Raw genomic sequence first — 18,014 nt, forward strand, 5'->3', positions numbered from 1 at the left:
CAGTGTTCGTCATTACATGACGATCCCGGCCCCTTGTGCCCGATCCGCTGCGTTTTTCTCCGCCAGATAACGCGCCGGGGGTTTGCCCACCGCTTTTCTGAACATGGTGACAAAGCCGCTGGCACTCTCGTAACCCAAATCCAACGCCACGCGCTGCACGCTATCGCCCTGGGTCAGCCGTTGCAGCGCCAATACCACGTGCAATTGTCGCCGCCAGTGACCAAAACTCATGCCCATTTGCTGTTGCAGCGTGCGGTTGAGCGAGCGTTCGCTCATGCCGATACGCTGCGCCCATTGGCTGAGCGTCGCCTTGTCTGCCGGGTTGGCCAACAGGCGCTCGGTTAACTGACGAATGCGTGCATCATTGGAGACCGGCAGGTGCAGGTTCTCAACCGGCGCTTTGACCAATTGATCCAGCAGCACGCTGGCCAGGCGTCCTTCGGGCCCCTGTTGGTCGTACAGCTGTTCGAACCCGCTGGCCTGGAACAGCAGCTCACGCAGCAGTGGGGATACCGCCAGTGTGCAGCATTGGGTTGGTAACCCGGCGATAGCATCCTGATCGACAAACAGGCAGTAGCATTCGCTGGCGCTGGCCCCTTGTGCGTTATGCAGCACATTGCTGGGCATCCACAGAGCACACTGCGGCGGCACCAGCCACAGACCGTTTTCCACCTCGCAACGAACCATACCGCGCACCGTATAAATCAGCTGTGCCTTGCGGTGTCGGTGATGGGTGATCTCCCAATCTTTATCAATGGTGGAGCCCTGCACGGCAAAAATGGCGCGCGGCACCTGATCGATATCGAAACGCGGCTCGGTGATAAAGGTCATGAGAATAATTCTCAGTTTGGCGTAATTGAAAAACATTATGTCCTGATTGTGCAATGTGGTCTAGCGCGGCAACCGATACAGTGAGCGCTGGTTTTCGCACTCTGAGGAAGCGGTATGTATCAGCAACAGGTGATTACGGCACTGCTGGCCTGGATCGAGCAGAACCTCGACCAGCCGCTGACGCTCGATGATATTGCGGCTAAATCAGGTTATTCCAAATGGCACCTGCAGCGGCTGTTCAAAGAGTTAACCGGTGAGATCCTGGGAACTTACGCCCGGCGCAGAAGGCTGACGGCTGCCGCGCGTGAACTGCGGCTCACCAGCCACGGTGTGGCCTTCATTGCCGACAAGTACCAGTTTGACTCTCAGCAGACGTTCACTCGCTGTTTCAAAAAGCAGTTCGGTATGCCGCCGGCCGGTTACCGGCGCAGTACGGACTGGTCAGGACAGGGGATGCAGCCCCCACTGCGCTTGACCGAAGGGCCATTGCCGCAGGCGGAGATCATTACGTTGCCGGCGATGCAATTGGTCGGGTGTACCCAGCACCGTAGCTGTACATTGGGGCAACTGCTGCATTCGAAAAATGAGCTGCGTCAGCACGCCTGGCGTCAGATGCTCCCTATGGAGACCGAGTCGTCTTCGGTGGTCTATGGTCTCACCAGCCTGGAGGCCGACAGCCGACTGCGGGGTGGGCAACGCATGGCTTATACTCTGGCACTGGCGGACGAGCGAGCGGAAGGCGAAACGGTGCTGATCGAGCAGGGCGATTACGCCAGCTTTGCCTATCAGGGGCAGGTGGAAGAGTTACAAAACTTTATCGCCCGCCTGTACGATACCGCGATGCCAATGATGAAAGCCGTTCGGCGGCCGGGTAAGGATATCGAGCGTTTCTATCCCGCGGCAGGTGACGTTTGTAGCGCCGGCGGCACGGCGATCCGCTGTGAATACCTGATCCCCATTCGCAGAATATCACCGGCAATCGCCGCGCTTTAGCGGCGGTTTTCACAGTTACACCTCTTCGTGCCGCACCAGGTTACAAAAAAGTTCGATATTGCGCCGGTAATGTTTCACACTTAGGTCGATGTGCACATATAATGCGCATCCGGTCATTCATGGCCGAAATAACCTATAACTGCCAGTGGCCACAACCAACACGAAGATGAAAATGAGCATTCGCGCGTTACTAACCCTGTTTACGGCACTGGTGGTATTCAGCCAAGCTGCCTTCGCCGTTGTCTATCCTTTACCAGCCAAAGACAGCCGTCTGGTGGGTGAGAACATCCAAATCACCGTACCGGAAGACAGCAAGCTGCCGCTGGAGAGCTTTGCCGCTCAATACCAGATGGGCCTGAGCAATATGCTGGAAGCCAACCCGGGTGTGGATCCGTTCCTGCCGAAGGCCGGCAGCACCCTGACCATCCCACAGCAGTTGATCCTGCCGGACGCTCCGCGTGAAGGCATTGTCATCAACAGCGCCGAGATGCGTCTGTACTACTACCCGAAAGGCACCAACACGGTGATCGTGCTGCCAATCGGTATCGGCCAGTTGGGCAAAGACACCCCGTTGAACTGGACCACTACCGTGCAACGTAAGAAAGACGGCCCAACCTGGACGCCAACCACCAAGATGCGCGCAGAATATGCCGCTGACGGTGAGATCCTGCCTGCGGTATTCCCGGCCGGTCCGGACAACCCTATGGGTCTGTATGCACTGTACGTCGGTCGTCTGTACGCGATCCACGGCACCAACGCCAACTTCGGTATCGGTCTGCGCGTAAGCCACGGCTGTGTGCGTCTGCGTGCTGACGACATCAAGTTCCTGTTCGACAACGTGCCGGTCGGTACCCGCGTGCAGTTCATCAACGAGCCGATCAAAGCCAGCGTTGAGCCGGACGGTTCCCGTTACCTGGAAGTGCACAACCCACTTTCCGCTAACGAAGAACAGCTGAAGTCGAAAGATCCGGTGCCATTGACCATCTCTGCGCCAGTGGGCAAAGTGATGATGGATGCTGCCGTTAACCAGAGCGAAGTGGACGCGGCGATGAAAGCCCGTTCCGGTATGCCGGTTAAAGTGAACTGATTAAATCAGTGCTACAAACAAGACGCCTGCGGGCGTCTTTTTTATGGCTGTTATTTGAAACAAAAAGATTTATCACTCAAGTAAGTAAATTGTCGCCCGGTGGAAAGGATAGTTATATTTTAAATGTTTATTACCGTTGGGTGATATTTATATAACAAAGATTAGTAACCATGATTAACCTATTTTTAAATAATATAATCATGCTGATTTAATTCAGGTTAATATATTTATTTCTAGAATTAACTTTTAAAGTTTATCTATATTTCCATTTTAATTCATGGTGTTATCTCGCGTTAAGTTCTGTATTACACGTTCATCTTACCATGGTCGATAATATAATCCGGCGGTTGCTTGTGATAGTGTGGAATCAAATAATACGCAAAGGCTATCAGGGAATGAAAAAGAAAAACAAAACGCCAACGCCACACGATGCGGCATTTCGTCAATTTTTGACGCAGCCGGAGATTGCCCGCGATTTTATGGAGCTCCATCTTCCGCCAGAACTGCGTGCCATCTGCGACCTCAGCACGTTGAAACTGGAATCCGGTTCTTTCGTTGAAGATGACCTTCGCCAGTATTTCAGCGATGTGCTCTACAGCCTGAAAACCACTACTGAGGATGATGGTTATATCCACGTACTTATTGAGCATCAGTCTACCCCCGATAAACACATGGCTTTCAGGCTAATCCGGTATGCAATAGCGGCCATGCAGAGACATTTGGATGCCGGTCACAAAAAACTGCCGTTGGTGATACCTGTCCTGTTTTATACCGGCAAACGCACTCCTTATCCTTATTCCACCAACTGGCTGCGGGAGTTTTACGATCCGGAACTGGCGGGAAAACTCTATACAGCCGAATTTCCGCTGGTTGATGTGACGGTTATCCCTGATAACGAGATCATGGACCATCGCAGCATGGCCGCACTGACCTTGCTGCAGAAACATATTCGGCAACGAGACCTGGCAGAGCTGACTGACAAACTTGCCACCATCCTGCTGAGTGGCTATCTGTCTTCGCCACAGGTGATTTCGCTGGTACACTATATTCTTCTGGCCGGAGAAGCGTCCGATGCTGAAGCCTTTGTACGCGAATTGGCACTGCGGGTACCGCAACATGGGGATGAACTAATGACTATTGCACAACAGCTTGAACAGAAGGGCATCGAGAAAGGTATCGAAAAGGGCATCGAGAAGGGTATAGAGAAAGGTATAGAGAAAGGTATTGAGAAAGGGCGTCAAGAAGGCGTGCTTGAAGGAAAGCTTACCGTTGCCCGCGCCATGCTGGCGAACGGCATCGACCACGACTCGGTAATGAAAATGACCGGTTTGACGGCCGATGACCTGGCACAAATCCGCCATTAATTGTGTGAACCCCTCCTCCGAAGTCCTGATGCAAAAGCACGGTCTGAAGACCTTGCTATAAAGTGTCAGGATAATCACAAACTACCTGCCTATGCATTAACCGTTATAAGTTCCCCGTCGTCATTATTCCATTAAAAATCATATCCAATTAACCAGTTATAAAACCCCTCTGACCCGTTACCCGCTGGGAAAATTCTCTCAAATGATGTGCGTTGTGAAAATAAGATCACACAAGCGTAACAAAAGGTAAACATAGGCTCTCTATATTGGCTGCTTTGCTTTTGGGAGGGAGTGCCATGCGTAACTGGAACGAGCCGAAAAAGAACAAAGCGCACATCGAACTGATCCCGATGATCGACGTGATGATGTTTTTGCTGGTGTTTTTTGTGTTGATTAGCCTGAACGTGATCCCAGCCCTTGGGCTGAAAACCCAGTTGCCGTCCGCCGGCAGCGCCCAGCAGTTGAAACCACAGAAGAAGGCGATCATTACGCTGGGTGCTGAAGATCAACTGCAACTCGACGGTCAACCGCTGGCGCTCAGCGCATTGGTCAGCACGCTGAAGCAACAGCAGCAGGAAAACCAGACCACCACCATTATCGTCAACAGCGACAAAGGCGTCGCGGTAGAGCGGCTGGTGGCGGTGATGGATAACCTGCGCCAGAGCGGTTTCTACTCCGTCTCTATCGCCACACGGAAGCTGTGACATGTATCTGCTCTATCGTTCACGTCACCTTTTCAGCTGGTTACCGGCGTTGATCGTCGTGGGCTGCGTGCTGTTTGCCAGCCAACAGGCGGCGCTGAAAATTCAGCCGCGCTATGACGAAACCACCATGGAGCTGGCGCTGGTCGAACCGGATCCTGAACCTCAGCCGGAACCACCGGTGGAAACCCCGCCACAACCCGAACCCCCGCCGCCGGAGCCGGAAGCTATTCCTGAGCCGGTCATACCGGCCCCGGAGCCGATTATCGAAGCCAAGCCGGTACCTAAGCCGAAACCGAAGCCGAAACCGGTGAAAGAAAAAGCCAAGCCGGTGGAAAAGGCCAAACCCGTCGCGGCCCCAACCGCCCCCAGAGCATTGGTCAGCAAGCCGGCGACACAACCTACTCCGGCAGCCCCGGCGGCGCCCAAAGTGAATACGCAGGCGATCGAAAACGGTTATCTGCAGGCGTTGCGTCGTGAGCTGGAGCAGCGCAAGCGCTACCCCAGCGGTCGGCAGGCATCGCTTGAACGGCCCCAGGGCAACGTCGAAGTCTGGCTGGAGGTCGATCGCAGCGGTCGGGTGCTCTCGTCCGGCATCGCCAATAAGGCCACCAGCATGCTGCTTAACCGCGCGGCGCTGAGCAGTCTGCAAAGCATCAGCCAGGTGAAGCCGTTCCCAAGCGAGGCTTTCAACGGGCAAACAACAAAACGATTTTCAGCCACGTTCAATTATCAGGCTCCTTGATGCCTGGCATAACAGTTTGATTTTTATGGGATGGAAACAATGAAATCTTTCAATCGATCTGGGATTTATCTGGCAGTGATGTCGGCGATATTGCCGGGTACGGCGCTGGCGGCGGACTCGACCGACGTCGGTACCATCAATGTCAAAGGGCAGTCGCTGGGTGGTGGCATGATGGTGCAGGACGACAGCGCCAAGTCGCGATCTACCGTCACCAAAGAGGCGATGGATAAAATGCCGGCGGCGGCCAACGCCATCGACAAACTGAAATACACTCCGGGCCTGAACGTCAACAGTAACGACGCCAGCGGCCTGAGCGGTGTCGATTACACCATGCGCGGCATGAACTCCGATCAAATCGGTCTGTCGATGGACGGTATCCCGATCAACGACTCCGGCAACTATGCGGTGTACCCGAACCTGCTGGGCGATTCGGAGAACCTGGAAGAGATATTCGTTACCCAGGGTTCCTCTGAGGTGGACGGCCCGCATATCGGTTCCAGCGGCGGTAACATCGGGATGGTGACGCGCCGTCCCGCAAAAGATTTCGGCGGCTTCGTCAAACAGACGCTGGGCAGCAACAACCTGAGCAAAACCTTTGCGCGTCTGGAGACCGGTGAGTACAACGGTTTCAGCAACTGGATCTCCTACTCACACACCGAGGCGAAAAAGTGGCGCGGGGAAGGGCGTGAGTACTCCAACAAGTTCGAAATGAACTCGTTGTATGAGGACGGTAACGGCAACAGCAGCAACCTGATCATGAAGTACAACCAACAGAATAACGTCAACTACAGCACCCTGAGCAAGGCGCAGTTTGAAAATGACGGCCGTGATACCGACTACGCCACCTCACCGGAATACAACAGCAAGGGCCAGTTGAACAAGTACTACAAACTTAACCGTAATCCGTTTGACACCTTCACTCTGTCGTTCACCCAGAAGCTGCAACTGCGCGACAACCTGGCGTTGACCCTGCAGCCGTATTACTACTGGGGTAACGGTGGCAGCTATACGGGGCAAACGGCTTCGGTGTTGTCCAATACTTCGGATAAGGCCGGTCAGTACGATCTCAGTAATTTGAAGTCCAACACCTATTACCGCCCATCCTGGACCCAGACCTGGCGGCCGGGTATCACCACCAAGCTGAAGTGGGATATCAACGACCAGCACAGCCTGGATATCGGTTATTGGTATGAGCGTGCGCGTCAGTCGCAGACCCAGCCGTTTATCGGCATCAAGGACGACGGTAATCCTGAACAACTCTCCGGCAAACCGGGCGGTTCCGATCAGGTGAAGGACGCCAATGGCAACACCGTGCAGGGGCGTAATCAGTACACCATCACCCCGGCACAAAAAGTGTGGCTGCAGGATACCTGGTTTGCCACGCCGGACTGGACCTTCGTCGGCGGATTGGCCTATCAGTACGTTGAACGAAAAGGGGATAACAAGGGCAGCCTGTATAACGTGCCGGAAAAGCGTGATGCCAAATACCATGAATTCCTGCCGAACTTCAGCGCCAGCTACAAGCTGAACCCGGAAAATCAGGTGTTCTACAACCTGACGCGTAACATGCGTACCCCGCCAAACTACGTGTTGTACAACGTGGGCGACTCGATCAGCACCAAACCGGAGCTGAGCTGGAACCATGAACTGGGCTGGCGTTTCCAGCAGGAAGACATGCTGATGAGCGCCACGCTGTTCTACATGCGCTACAGCGATCGTCAAATCTCCACCACCAACCCGGCCGGTGACTACGAGATGATGAACATCGGCAACGTCGAGAACAAAGGGCTGGAGCTGGAGTGGAGCGGCCAGTTGCCGCATAACTTCAACTACTACACCTCGTATACCTACACCCAATCCAAACAGAAGAGCGACATTGTCAGCAATGGCCTGCCGTTACCGAGTAGCGGTAAAGAGGTGCCGAACGTCCCGAAAAACCTGCTCAACATGACGCTGGGTTATGACGACAGCCGTTACTACGGCAGCGTCAGCGGTAAATACGTCAGTTCGTTCTACGGTGACCTGACCAACGACGAGAAGATCGGCGGCCGCACGGTGGTCGATCTGGCGGCGGGGGTGTATTTGCCGGTGGACAAGAAGATCGTCAAGAGTGCGGCGTTGCGCTTTGGCATCAGCAATCTGTTCGACAAGGAGTATCTGACCTCGGTACGTACCACCACCTTCAACGCAGCGCCTTATGACGGCGTGAAGGCCAGTACGCCGTACTACAACGTCGGGGAAGAACGTACCTTCAGCGTGTCGCTGGAAGCCACCTTTTAACTATTTATACCCTGCGGCCTGAAAGCCGCAGGGTTGGAGGATTGAATGATGAATGCCAATCTGTTGCACGACATTATTTTCTACGTGATGTACGCCGCGCTGGCGATAGCGCTGGTGATTATTATCGAACGCGCGCTGTATTTCGCTTATACCCAACGTCAGGCTCGCAAACTGGAGCAGGCGCTGACGCTGGATGTGCGTCGTACCGCCGATCTGCCGGATGAGCTGACCCAGCGCAACAGCTTGCCGCTGGCGGTGATCTCACCGGTGTTGGAGCAAAAACACCGCGCCGGTAACCGCGAAGCGATCGGCGATCTGATCGACGCCCAGTACCTGCTGAGCAAACCGCTGATGGCGCGTGGCCTGTGGCTGCTGGAAACCATCGTTACCGCTGCACCGCTGTTGGGGCTGCTGGGTACGGTGATGGGGATTATCGAAACCTTTAAGGCGCTGGCCGCTTCCGGGGTCTCCGAGCCGAGCCTGGTCTCTGCCGGCATGGGTACCGCGTTGTACGCTACCGGGCTGGGTATCGCCATTGCATTACTGTGTCTGGTGGGCAACAACTATCTGCAAAGCCGCATGGAGCGGATTAACGAACTGCTGAAGGTGCTGCTGATCCGTGCCGGTGCGCCAGCCAGCCGTCCGGAAAACGGCAACCGTGAGCAATGGGTTGACAGTGAGGCGCCGCGCTATGCCTAATGGCCGTCAACCACGGCGGCCGCTGGGCCGCCTTTACACTGCGTTATGGGGTAGCTGTCTGTTGATGTTGAGCCAGAGTGCGACGGCGCGTTTTGATATTCCCGGCTATGAATTGGTGTATACCGCGCCGGTGGAAACCGCATTGCAGGCGGATGACCTGCGCAACACCGCCGAAGTGTGGCAGCAAATGTTTGATGCGGCGAAAACCCGCATCGATCTGGGCCAGTTCTACGTGGCGAACCAACAGGGTTCGCTGCTGGACGGCGTGCTGCAACACCTGAAGGCGGCGGGCGAGCGCGGGGTGAAAATCCGTTTTCTGATGGAAGAGAAGGGCATCCGCATCTCTACCCCTGAGACGCTGGAACAGCTAAAAGCGATCCCTAATCTGGAACTGCGCATTATTCCTTACCAGCGGCTGAGCGGCGGGATTTTGCATGCCAAATATCTGCTGGTGGACGGTGAGCAGGCGTTTGTCGGCAGCCAGAACTTTGACTGGCGTGCGTTGGCGCATATCCATGAAACCGGGCTGCGCATCAGCGATGCCGGGGTGGTCGGGCAGATCCAGGCGATCTTCGAGCAGGACTGGCAAGCGCAGGCGTTGCTGGTGGTGGATAAGCCGGTGCCGCAGCTGCCTTACCGGCCAAAGGCCGAAACGCCGCAGGGTAATTATTTGGTCGCCAGTCCACGCGCCTATAATCCGGCGGGGGTGATTGACTCGCAGGTGGAGTTGCCGCGCCTGTTGGCAACCGCCAAACAACGCGTGCGGGTGCAGGTGATGGACTACGCGCCGTTGTCTTATGGCCCGGAACACAGCCGACCTTACTACGCGGTGATCGACAACGCCCTGCGCAGCGCCGCCGCACGCGGCGTGAAGATCGAGCTGATGGTGGCCAACTGGAACACCAAAAAGCCGGATATCGCCTGGCTGAAAAGCCTGGCGGTGGTGCCGAACGTGCAGATAAAAATCGTCACTGTCCCTCCGGCCAGCAGCGGTTTTATCCCGTTCGCCCGGGTGATCCACAGCAAAATGATGATTATCGACGGCGAAACGGCGTGGATTGGCACCAGCAACTGGACCGGCGGTTATCTGGATAACTCGCGTAATCTGGAACTGGTACTGCACAGCCCGGCGATGAGCCAGCGGGTGGATAAGCTCTACAGCCAGCTGTGGGACAGCGTGTATGCCGAACCGATCAAGCTGGATTACGACTACCCGGCACCCAAACCGGGCGGCGAATCCTGATTAACTCGGGGCGCGAGATGCCCCGACCCTTAAGCTCGCCAGCCGGCTTGTTCCAGCGCGGTCAGCAACTGATCCGCGCTTAACCCTTCTGCCCGATGGCCGTTGCCGGAAACGGTATTGGCCGCCAGCAGGGCATTGATAATCGCCTCTTCCACCGCCTCGGCCGCCGCCGCAAACAGCTCGGAGATGTAGTCGTTATTCACCATCTGTAACGGGGTGGTGAAGGCCCCTTTGTTGGCGTAATCGGCAGGCGGCAGCTCGTCGTTGCCGGTGGCGAAGGCGATAAAAATATCGCCACTCGAGTCTTCGGTGCCGCCGCCGGTGCGCGCGATACCGATGCTGGCGCGTTGGGCCAGGCGGGTACATTGGTGCGGCAATAGCGGCGCGTCGGTGGCCAGAGTGACGACAATCGACCCCATGCCCGGATGCGGCAGTTGCGGGGTGAATGGCGAATGAATATGCCCCAAATGACGGCCCACCGGGTAGCCACCGACCAGCAGCGAGGCACGTTTGCCGTGGTTGGCCTGCACGATGGCGCCGACCGTCCAACCGCCGCGATCGGCTGGCAGGCGGCGGGAAGCGGTACCGCTGCCCCCCTTGAATTCATGGCAGATCATGCCACTCCCCCCGCCGACCGCGCCTTCCTGTGGCAAGCCGTTATGCGCCGCCTGCAACGCCTGCCGTACATGCTCTGGCTTGACGTGAAAGCCGTTGATGTCGTTGAGCAGGCCGTCGAAGGTTTCCATCACCACCGGCATGTTCCAATACAGGGCCTTATCGTCGGCGGGCAGCGCTTCGCGTTCCAGGGCGATCAAAGCGTCGCGCACCACGCCGACGCTGTGGGTGTTGGTAAAGGCAATGGGGCTGGTGAGCAGGCCGGCTTCGCGGATCCACTCCAACCCGGTGGCGTCGCCGTTGCCGTTAAGCACGTGCACCCCGGCAAAACAGGGAGACTGCCGGGCCTGACCGGCACGCGGTTCGATCACCGTGACGCCGGTACGTACGCTGCGGCCATCGGCCAGATCGGCATGGATACTGGCATGACCCACCCGGACGCCGGGCACGTCGGTGATGGCGTTCAGCGGGCCGGCAATGCCGTGGCCGATTTTAATGCCCAAATCCTGAGCGCGCTGCGACATGGTTATTCTCCTTCAACTGAGGGTTCAACGAGCGGGATGGCCTGCCGGTTGCGCAGGTAGCTCAGCACCAGACCAAAACAGAAGATGCCGGCAATGATAATAAAGTCTTTCAGGCTGCTGGCGATCAAAATTGTCCACAACACGTACAGACAACCGATCAGCGCGATCGCCACCGGCAACGGCCACAATGGCATCAGATACGGATGGTGAAAGTGCACACGGCGGCGACTGATCAGCGCGGCGATGGCCATGATGATGTACACCAGCAGCAGCAGGATCACGGTAAAGGAGGTCAGGTCGCCAAGGTTGGAGCAGAAGGCCAGCAGCGCCGAAGGAATGCCGAACAGCAGGGTGGCGATCCACGGTGTGCCGAAGCGCGGGTGGATTTTTTTCAGCGCGCGGTTCACCTGCGGCAGCCAGAAACCGTCACGTCCGCTGGAGAACATCATTCGGCTGAACTGCGCCACGATGGCGATAATGGCGTTGAATACCGACAGGTAAATCGCGCCGCTGACCACCCGTGCCAGCGTCGGCCCGCCCAGTTGGCTGACCACGTAACCGACCGGGTCGGCCTGCTTGGCCATTTCAACCAAAGACGGCGCACCGATCAGCAGCGCGGTGAAGGGCAACAGCTCGACCAGCACCACAATCACCAGCGTCAGCATGATGGCAGTGGCCATGGGTTTACCTTGCTCACGCATGTCTTCCGCCATATACACTGCCGCGCCATAGCCGTTATAGGAAAACAGCGCCACGCCGACCATGGCGACAATCAAAGGGACGGAGACCGGGGCCAGCAGCCCTTCGGGGTTGAGCATCACCGGTGAGGTGAGTATCTCCGCACTCTGGTGCGGGTTGCTGAACCCCAGCCAGGCGATGAGGCCCAACACCGCGACCTCGACCACCAGGAAGGTGCCGGTCAACAGCGCGTTGGCCTTGATGTTGAAGATAGCGCAGGCACCGCCGATCAAAATGGTGACCATACCGGCGGTGGAGGCGTCGAACTGAGTGCCCAGGGCAGTATTTAAGTAGGGTACCGCACCGGTGGCTAAAACTGCCGGCACAAACAGCGCGGCGCTGAGGATAAACAGGTAGGTCTGCAACCCGCACAGGGTGCCGAACAGCCGTTTGATGATGCTGTATTCGCCCCCGGCGCTGGGGTGCGCGGCCCCCAATTCGGCGTAGCATAAAGCGATGGTGGCGGCGATAAAGGCGGCGATCAGAAACGAGATAAAGGCGCCACTGCCGGCGCTGGCGATGGCCAGCGGGGCAATGACGAAGATCGAACTGGCTGGCGTGACGCCGGAGGCGGTAATCATCACCACGTCGAGGACGCTGAGATTGCCTTTGAATTTATGTTCTGTCATGGCTTAACCCTGCCCGGATGGGAAACTGAAGCTGGCATATTGGGCATCGCTGGATGAGGGCCAGCGCTGGGTGATGGTTTTGCGTTTGGTGTAAAACCGGACGGCATCCGGGCCGTAGGCGTGCAGGTCGCCAAACAGCGAGCGTTTCCAGCCGCCAAAGGAGTGGTAGGCTACCGGGACCGGCAGGGCGACGTTAATCCCCACCATGCCGACCTGAATATGGCTGGAAAAGTAGCGTGCGGCCTCGCCGTCGCGGGTGAACAGGCAGGTGCCGTTGCCGTATTCATGGGCATCAATCATTGCCATCGCCTCCTTCAGCGAAGCGACCCGCACCACGCCCAGCACTGGGCCGAAGATCTCTTCCTGATAAATCCGCATGCCGGGTTGTACGTGGTCAAACAGCGTCGGGCCGAGGAAGTACCCCTGGCTGATTTGTCCGTTGTCATCCCGTACCGCCAACTCACGGCCGTCGACCACCAGGCTGGCACCTTCGTCAACGCCCTGATCGATATAGCCTTTCACTTTCTGATAATGCTGGTGGGTCACCAGCGGCCCCATATCGTTGCGGTTATCGCTACCGGCACCCACCCGCATATTGGCCATTTGCTGCCGCAGCCCGGCGATCAGCGCGTCGGCGGTGTCATCACCCACGGCCACCACCAGCGGGATTGCCATACAGCGCTGTCCGCAGGAACCGAAGGCGGCGCCCATCAGCGCGCTGACGCTACCGGCGATGTCGGCGTCCGGCAGCACCACCGCATGGTTTTTGGCCCCGCCCAAGGCCTGCACCCGTTTGTTTTGGCCGCAACCGGTGTGATAAATATGCTCCGCTACCGGCGTTGAACCGACAAAACTCACCGCTTTAACGCGTGGGTCGTGCAGCAGGGTTTCTACCGCCTCGCGGTCACCGTTAACCAGGTTCAGCACCCCGGGCGGCAGCCCGGCCTCTGACGCCAACTGGGCAATATACAGGGTTGAGGAGGGGACGCGTTCGGAGGGTTTCAGCACAAAGGTATTGCCGCAAACGACCGCCATCGGCCACATCCACAACGGCACCATCGCCGGGAAGTTAAACGGCGTGATGCCTGCCACCACCCCCAGCGGCTGGAACTCACTCCAGCTGTCGATACCCGGCCCGGCGTCCTTGCTGTGCTCGCCTTTCAGCAGCTCCGGCGCATAGCTGGCGTACTCAATATTCTCGATGCCGCGCTGCAATTCACCCATGGCGTCGCTGAGCACCTTGCCGTGTTCGGCGGTAATCAACTGACAGATGTGGTCGGCATGCTGTTCCAGCAATGTTTTCAGGCGGATCATGATCCTGGCCCGCTTCAGCGGCGGGGTATCGCGCCAGGCCGGATAGGCCCGTTCGGCAGCGTCGATGGCGCTTGCCACCGTGGCAGGGTCGGCCAGCAACACTTCCTGCTGTGACAACCCGGTCGCCGGATCGAATACCGGCTGGCTGCGGCTGCCGCCAGTGGCGGACTGACCGTTGATCCAATGTGCAATGGGCATGGTATTCGCTCCTGTTATTCGGTTGCGTTGATGGCGTCGCCCAGGGCGTTGATCAACGAATCGATCTGCGCCTCGCTGCTGATAAACGGTGGCGCCAGTTGCAGGGTGTCGCCGCCGTAGCGGACATAAAATCCTTTTTCCCAGCAGCGCATCGCCACCTCATACGGCCTGCGCGCCGCTTCTCCTGGCCGTGCCGCCAGCGTGATACCGGCCGCCAGACCAAAGTTGCGAATGTCGGTCACGTGACGGCAGCCCTGCAAACCGTGCACCGCCTGCTCAAAATAGGGGGACAGTACCTGCACCCGTTCGATCATCTGCTCGCGCTCAATGATATCCAGCGTTGCCAGCCCGACCGCACAACTGACCGGATGGGCGGAATAGGTGTAGCCGTGAGGGAATTCGAGCAAATAATCCGGTTCATCGGTGGCCATAAAGGCCTGGTAAATTTCTGGTCGCACCACCACCGCACCCATGGGTTGTGCGCCGTTGGTGACCTGTTTGGCGATATTCATCATGTCTGGCGTGACGCCAAAGGCTTCGGCACCGGTCAGGGCACCGCAGCGGCCGAAGGCGGTGATCACTTCATCAAAGATCAGCAGGATATTGTGTTGAGTGCAGATCTCGCGGATGCGTTGCAGGTAGCCGACCGGCGGTACGATCACTCCGGCGGAACCGGAGAAGGGTTCGATAATCACGGCGGCAATGGTCGAGGCATCACGCAGGGTGATGATCCGGTTCAGCTCCTCCGCCAGTTCTGCACCCTGTTCCGGCATACCGCGTGAGAAGGCGTTACCCGCCAGCAAGGTATGGGGCAGATGGTCAGCTTCGGCACTGGTGCCAAAGGCTTTCCGGTTTCCGGCGATGCCACCCACTGCAACGCCGCCAAAGTTAACCCCGTGGTAGCCCTTTTCGCGCCCGATAAAGCAGGTTTTGCCCGCCTGGCCTTTGGCTCGCCAGTAGGCACGCGCCATTTTTAATGAGGTGTCCGCCGCTTCGGAGCCGGAGCCGGTGAAAAACACATAGTCCAACCCGGCCGGGGTCATGGCCTTAATTTTATTCGCCAGTTCAAAAGACAATGCATGGCCAAACTGAAACGCCGGGGAATAATCCAATTGAGAAAGTTGCCGATAAGCCGCCTCAGCAATTTCTGTGCGGCCATGGCCCAAGCCGCAGCACCATAACCCGGATAAACCGTCAAAAATTTTGCGCCCATCCTGGCTGGTATAATAAACGCCTTCAGCGTGGCTTATCATTCTCGGGTTGGCTTTAAAATTACGATTACCGGTAAACGGCATCCAATGGGCTTCTAACCATTCACGTTCGGGTTTATTTTCAGGGTGATTTAATTCAGCCATTTTTCCCTCCGGGGGGGAGAATAGGTACGGTTAATTAAATATACCCGTCATCTTTTAAGTTACAGCGTTGTTATCTGCACTAGCTCACCCCAGTTACTTACTTGAGTAAGCGCCTGGGGATGAGCGAGCTGGTCGCCTAGCCGTAACTTAAAAGCTATAGGGTATAAATAAACGTGTTAATGAATTGTTGCCTGAAATTGACTATGTGCCGCTTCTTCACTAATGTGAATAATCAAATATCGAAACTTACTTAAGGTTTTATGCAAGTAAAAAAGCGCGCAATTTTGGGACAGTTGTCGGATATGGACCTGCGATTGTTGCGGGTATTTAAGGCGGTGGTCGACTGCGGCGGCATGAGCGCGGCCGAGCTGGAGCTGAATATCAGCCTGTCGACCATCAGCAAACATATCAAGGATCTGGAGCAACGCTTGGGGCTGACGCTTTGCCACCGCGGGCGTGAGGGGTTTGCGGTCACTGACGAAGGGCTGTTGATTTACCAGGAAACCACCAAGCTGCTGGCGGCCACCGAGGCATTTCGCCGTGGAGTAGATGACGTGCACCAGCGCCTGGGCGGGCAACTGCACGTGGCGATATTTGACCATACCGTCAGCAACCCACAGGCACACATCGGCCGGGCGATTGCTTTATTTAGTGAGCAGGCACCGGAGGTGTCTTTGCAAATGTATGTGGAGCCAATAAATACCATTGAACGTGGCGTTATTGACGGCCAATTTCAGATTGGCATTATTCCCATGCACCGCAGTGCGGAAAGTTTATCTTATAGTTCATTATTTAATGAGAGGATGTTCTTATATTGCGGCGCGCAACATGAATTATTTTCCGCTAATCACGACGCGCTGAATTGGGATCTCCTGCACAATTATGCTTTTGCTGGATTAGGCTATCACTCGCCGAATATGGAGCTGAGTTTACAGCAGCATTTGCAGCGCAAGGCGACGGGTTTTGCTCAGGAGTCTATCGCCACCTTAATCCTCTCCGGCAAGTACGTGGGTTTTCTTCCCGACCACTATGCGGCGTTTTTCGTCGCGCAGAATATGATGCGGGCGATCAAACCGGCGCTGTTCCGCTATCACTGCGAGTATTCCAGCGTACTGCGGCGCTCACCCAGCCCACAGCGGGTGGTGAAGCTGTTCCACGAATGCCTGCTGACGACTCATGGAACAGCGTGATGTTTACTGGTCTTTCTTCTTGCCAAAAATCTTGATCAGCACGCCGACCAGGATGCCAATGGCGATGCCGGTAAAAATCCAACTGACGATACCCATTTCCCATCTCCCGCTATTACTTTGAGCGAATTATATAATCATTCGACGCGGAAAGCGCCTTCGATCATTAGCTGTCGCTGGGGCGCGCTGTAGTCGATCAATGAGTTCTTGCTGTTGGATTTTGCCTGCGTCACCGCCAATTCGTCGGCAGAAATCGGCAGGTCGTCCTGCCAGAAGGTGGCGATGGCATGGCGGGTAATAAAGTCGATCAGATAGCGCTCCGGGCTGTCCTGTTGCTCGGGGAACAGACGCGCGGCGAGTTCGGCCATCAGCGCCCGTTGCTGCGGTTGTTCGCTTTGTGCCAGCATTTCGAGGAACGGCAACAGCAGGCGGCCGCAAACCTGGCCGTGGTGATAGTCACGCAATGCGCCAATCTCACCGGCAATGCCGTGGATCACCCCAAGTCCAGCAGCGCTTAGCGTCAGCCCGCCAAGGTACGAGGCCTGCATAATATCCTCGCGGGCCTGGGCGCTGCGGTTGAGCGTCGGCCAGGCGAGCAGGAAGTGGCGGATACCGGTCAGCGACATCTCGCGGGTCATGGCGTTGGCGGTTTTGGACAAATAGGCTTCGAACAGGTGAGTAAAGGCGTCGATGGCGCAATAGGCCAGTACCTTGTCCGGCGCGCCTTCCAGCAGTTGAGGATCCAGAATGGCGGTATGCGGCACAAAGTTGTTATGGCGCAGCGAGGCTTTCACCTTACTGAAGTGGGTGTCGGTGATCACCGCGTTCTGGGTCACTTCGCTGCCAGTACCGGCGGTGGTCGGAATGGCGATCAGCGGCAGGGTGGCACCGCTGATTTTCGTATCACCGACCTTTTCCATATAGCGCAGGGTCGGCAGCGGATGCTCCACCAGGGCGGCAAACGCTTTGGCGGCATCCAGCACGCTGCCACCGCCGATGGCCACCACCCGCTGGGCTTTACCGCGCCAGCGTGTCACCCAGGCGTCGATCTCCTGCGGCGAAGCCTCGTGGCTGACGATCTCCGTGCCGATCAGCAGCGGTGTCAGCGCGTCGGCCAGAGAGGAATATACCGCACCATTGAGGAATGAGCGGCAGCTAAACAACAGCGTCGGCTGTGGTTCGGCGGTCAGTAGCGGGATCAGTTGGCTGATACTGCCGTGGCCGAACCAGGTATGGCGGTTGGCGATCGTCAGGCTGGGGGTCATGGTCTCTCCTTGGCGCGCGAAAACCACAGCATAAGCCAGCCTCTGCGGCTGAACCACTGCTTTTCGCTGCCTTAAAGGCATCCGTTAATATATTAACCCAGCATCTCTGAGCCTGACGGCGATAATCGGGCGAAGGTGTGATTTGTTTAACATGTAAACAATTGTGCTGTTGCATTTGGCGCTATTGAGTGTTTTCTATAACAAGCAGGCCAGGGCACAGCCGGAATAAGGTGATTGTTAATTTAT

At 56.8% G+C, this 18,014-nt stretch carries 15 protein-coding genes; 9 read left to right on the top strand and 6 right to left on the bottom strand.

The window, feature by feature from the left end; translation table 11 throughout:
• Positions 1 to 12: 12 nt before the first annotated feature.
• Positions 13 to 831: an AraC family transcriptional regulator gene (locus QOT07_RS02625; protein ID WP_207977980.1), complete on the bottom strand. Its 819-nt coding sequence runs from the start codon at positions 829 to 831 to the stop codon at positions 13 to 15.
• A gap of 114 nt (positions 832 to 945) precedes the next feature.
• On the opposite strand from QOT07_RS02625, the gene QOT07_RS02630 reads away from it, so the two are divergent.
• The 8 genes from QOT07_RS02630 to QOT07_RS02665 all read left to right on the top strand — a co-directional run bounded on the left by QOT07_RS02630 (position 946) and on the right by QOT07_RS02665 (position 9,943).
• Positions 946 to 1,824: a helix-turn-helix domain-containing protein gene (locus QOT07_RS02630; protein WP_283602529.1), complete on the top strand. Its 879-nt coding sequence runs from the start codon at positions 946 to 948 to the stop codon at positions 1,822 to 1,824.
• Between the two features lie 166 nt (positions 1,825 to 1,990).
• On the top strand, positions 1,991 to 2,911 hold the full coding sequence (locus tag QOT07_RS02635) for a L,D-transpeptidase family protein (RefSeq protein ID WP_207977975.1): 921 nt from the start codon (positions 1,991 to 1,993) through the stop codon (positions 2,909 to 2,911).
• A gap of 395 nt (positions 2,912 to 3,306) precedes the next feature.
• On the top strand, positions 3,307 to 4,275 hold the full coding sequence (locus QOT07_RS02640) for an Rpn family recombination-promoting nuclease/putative transposase (RefSeq protein WP_283602530.1): 969 nt from the start codon (positions 3,307 to 3,309) through the stop codon (positions 4,273 to 4,275).
• A gap of 296 nt (positions 4,276 to 4,571) precedes the next feature.
• A complete protein-coding gene (locus QOT07_RS02645; protein ID WP_283602531.1) occupies positions 4,572 to 4,979 on the top strand; it encodes an ExbD/TolR family protein in 408 nt (135 codons plus the stop codon).
• 1 nt (position 4,980) lies between these two features.
• The gene (locus QOT07_RS02650; RefSeq protein WP_283602532.1) at positions 4,981 to 5,721 is read left to right on the top strand and encodes an energy transducer TonB family protein; all 741 of its coding nucleotides are present in this window, start codon (positions 4,981 to 4,983) and stop codon (positions 5,719 to 5,721) included.
• Positions 5,722 to 5,760: 39 nt separating this feature from the next.
• A complete protein-coding gene (locus QOT07_RS02655; protein ID WP_283602533.1) occupies positions 5,761 to 8,001 on the top strand; it encodes a TonB-dependent receptor family protein in 2,241 nt (746 codons plus the stop codon).
• A 48-nt stretch (positions 8,002 to 8,049) separates the two neighbouring features.
• Complete coding sequence (locus QOT07_RS02660; RefSeq protein WP_099063249.1) at positions 8,050 to 8,700, top strand: MotA/TolQ/ExbB proton channel family protein; 651 nt, start codon at positions 8,050 to 8,052, stop codon at positions 8,698 to 8,700.
• On the top strand, positions 8,693 to 9,943 hold the full coding sequence (locus QOT07_RS02665; RefSeq protein ID WP_283602534.1) for a phospholipase D-like domain-containing protein: 1,251 nt from the start codon (positions 8,693 to 8,695) through the stop codon (positions 9,941 to 9,943). Before QOT07_RS02660 ends, QOT07_RS02665 begins: the two co-directional genes overlap by 8 nt.
• A gap of 29 nt (positions 9,944 to 9,972) precedes the next feature.
• Here the strand turns inward: QOT07_RS02665 and QOT07_RS02670 are convergent, their stop codons facing one another.
• From QOT07_RS02670 to aptA, 4 genes are read right to left on the bottom strand one after another with little or no spacing between them, the layout of a single operon-like run.
• Complete coding sequence (locus tag QOT07_RS02670) at positions 9,973 to 11,082, bottom strand: DmpA family aminopeptidase (RefSeq protein ID WP_283602535.1); 1,110 nt, start codon at positions 11,080 to 11,082, stop codon at positions 9,973 to 9,975.
• 2 nt (positions 11,083 to 11,084) lie between these two features.
• Positions 11,085 to 12,449, bottom strand: a complete 1,365-nt coding sequence (locus QOT07_RS02675; protein ID WP_207977968.1) for an APC family permease — start codon at positions 12,447 to 12,449, stop codon at positions 11,085 to 11,087.
• Positions 12,450 to 12,452: 3 nt separating this feature from the next.
• Positions 12,453 to 13,961 (bottom strand): CoA-acylating methylmalonate-semialdehyde dehydrogenase, encoded by a 1,509-nt coding sequence (locus QOT07_RS02680; protein ID WP_283602536.1) that lies wholly within the window; start codon positions 13,959 to 13,961, stop codon positions 12,453 to 12,455.
• 14 nt (positions 13,962 to 13,975) lie between these two features.
• Entirely contained in the window at positions 13,976 to 15,316 is a 1,341-nt protein-coding gene (aptA, locus tag QOT07_RS02685; protein ID WP_283602537.1) for an omega-aminotransferase AptA, read from the bottom strand.
• A 260-nt stretch (positions 15,317 to 15,576) separates the two neighbouring features.
• Between aptA and QOT07_RS02690 the strand changes: the two genes are divergently transcribed.
• Positions 15,577 to 16,506: a LysR family transcriptional regulator gene (locus QOT07_RS02690; RefSeq protein ID WP_112349057.1), complete on the top strand. Its 930-nt coding sequence runs from the start codon at positions 15,577 to 15,579 to the stop codon at positions 16,504 to 16,506.
• Positions 16,507 to 16,640: 134 nt separating this feature from the next.
• Here QOT07_RS02690 and QOT07_RS02695 read toward each other — a convergent pair whose 3' ends face one another.
• Positions 16,641 to 17,768 (bottom strand): iron-containing alcohol dehydrogenase, encoded by a 1,128-nt coding sequence (locus QOT07_RS02695; protein WP_283602538.1) that lies wholly within the window; start codon positions 17,766 to 17,768, stop codon positions 16,641 to 16,643.
• Between the last annotated feature and the right edge of the window lie 246 nt (positions 17,769 to 18,014).

Origin of the sequence: Serratia proteamaculans, from assembly GCF_949794035.1 — a bacterium.
Classification (GTDB): domain Bacteria; phylum Pseudomonadota; class Gammaproteobacteria; order Enterobacterales; family Enterobacteriaceae; genus Serratia; species Serratia proteamaculans.

Coding starts and splice junctions, on each gene's coding strand:
- QOT07_RS02625 (WP_207977980.1), bottom strand. CDS start 831: ATGACCTTTATCACCGAGCCGCGTTTCGATATCGATCAGGTGCCGCGC.
- QOT07_RS02680 (WP_283602536.1), bottom strand. CDS start 13,961: ATGCCCATTGCACATTGGATCAACGGTCAGTCCGCCACTGGCGGCAGC.
- QOT07_RS02695 (WP_283602538.1), bottom strand. CDS start 17,768: ATGACCCCCAGCCTGACGATCGCCAACCGCCATACCTGGTTCGGCCAC.
- QOT07_RS02660 (WP_099063249.1), top strand. CDS start 8,050: ATGAATGCCAATCTGTTGCACGACATTATTTTCTACGTGATGTACGCC.
- QOT07_RS02640 (WP_283602530.1), top strand. CDS start 3,307: ATGAAAAAGAAAAACAAAACGCCAACGCCACACGATGCGGCATTTCGT.
- QOT07_RS02655 (WP_283602533.1), top strand. CDS start 5,761: ATGAAATCTTTCAATCGATCTGGGATTTATCTGGCAGTGATGTCGGCG.
- QOT07_RS02635 (WP_207977975.1), top strand. CDS start 1,991: ATGAAAATGAGCATTCGCGCGTTACTAACCCTGTTTACGGCACTGGTG.
- QOT07_RS02645 (WP_283602531.1), top strand. CDS start 4,572: ATGCGTAACTGGAACGAGCCGAAAAAGAACAAAGCGCACATCGAACTG.
- QOT07_RS02670 (WP_283602535.1), bottom strand. CDS start 11,082: ATGTCGCAGCGCGCTCAGGATTTGGGCATTAAAATCGGCCACGGCATT.
- QOT07_RS02690 (WP_112349057.1), top strand. CDS start 15,577: ATGCAAGTAAAAAAGCGCGCAATTTTGGGACAGTTGTCGGATATGGAC.
- aptA (WP_283602537.1), bottom strand. CDS start 15,316: ATGGCTGAATTAAATCACCCTGAAAATAAACCCGAACGTGAATGGTTA.
- QOT07_RS02650 (WP_283602532.1), top strand. CDS start 4,981: ATGTATCTGCTCTATCGTTCACGTCACCTTTTCAGCTGGTTACCGGCG.
- QOT07_RS02675 (WP_207977968.1), bottom strand. CDS start 12,449: ATGACAGAACATAAATTCAAAGGCAATCTCAGCGTCCTCGACGTGGTG.
- QOT07_RS02665 (WP_283602534.1), top strand. CDS start 8,693: ATGCCTAATGGCCGTCAACCACGGCGGCCGCTGGGCCGCCTTTACACT.
- QOT07_RS02630 (WP_283602529.1), top strand. CDS start 946: ATGTATCAGCAACAGGTGATTACGGCACTGCTGGCCTGGATCGAGCAG.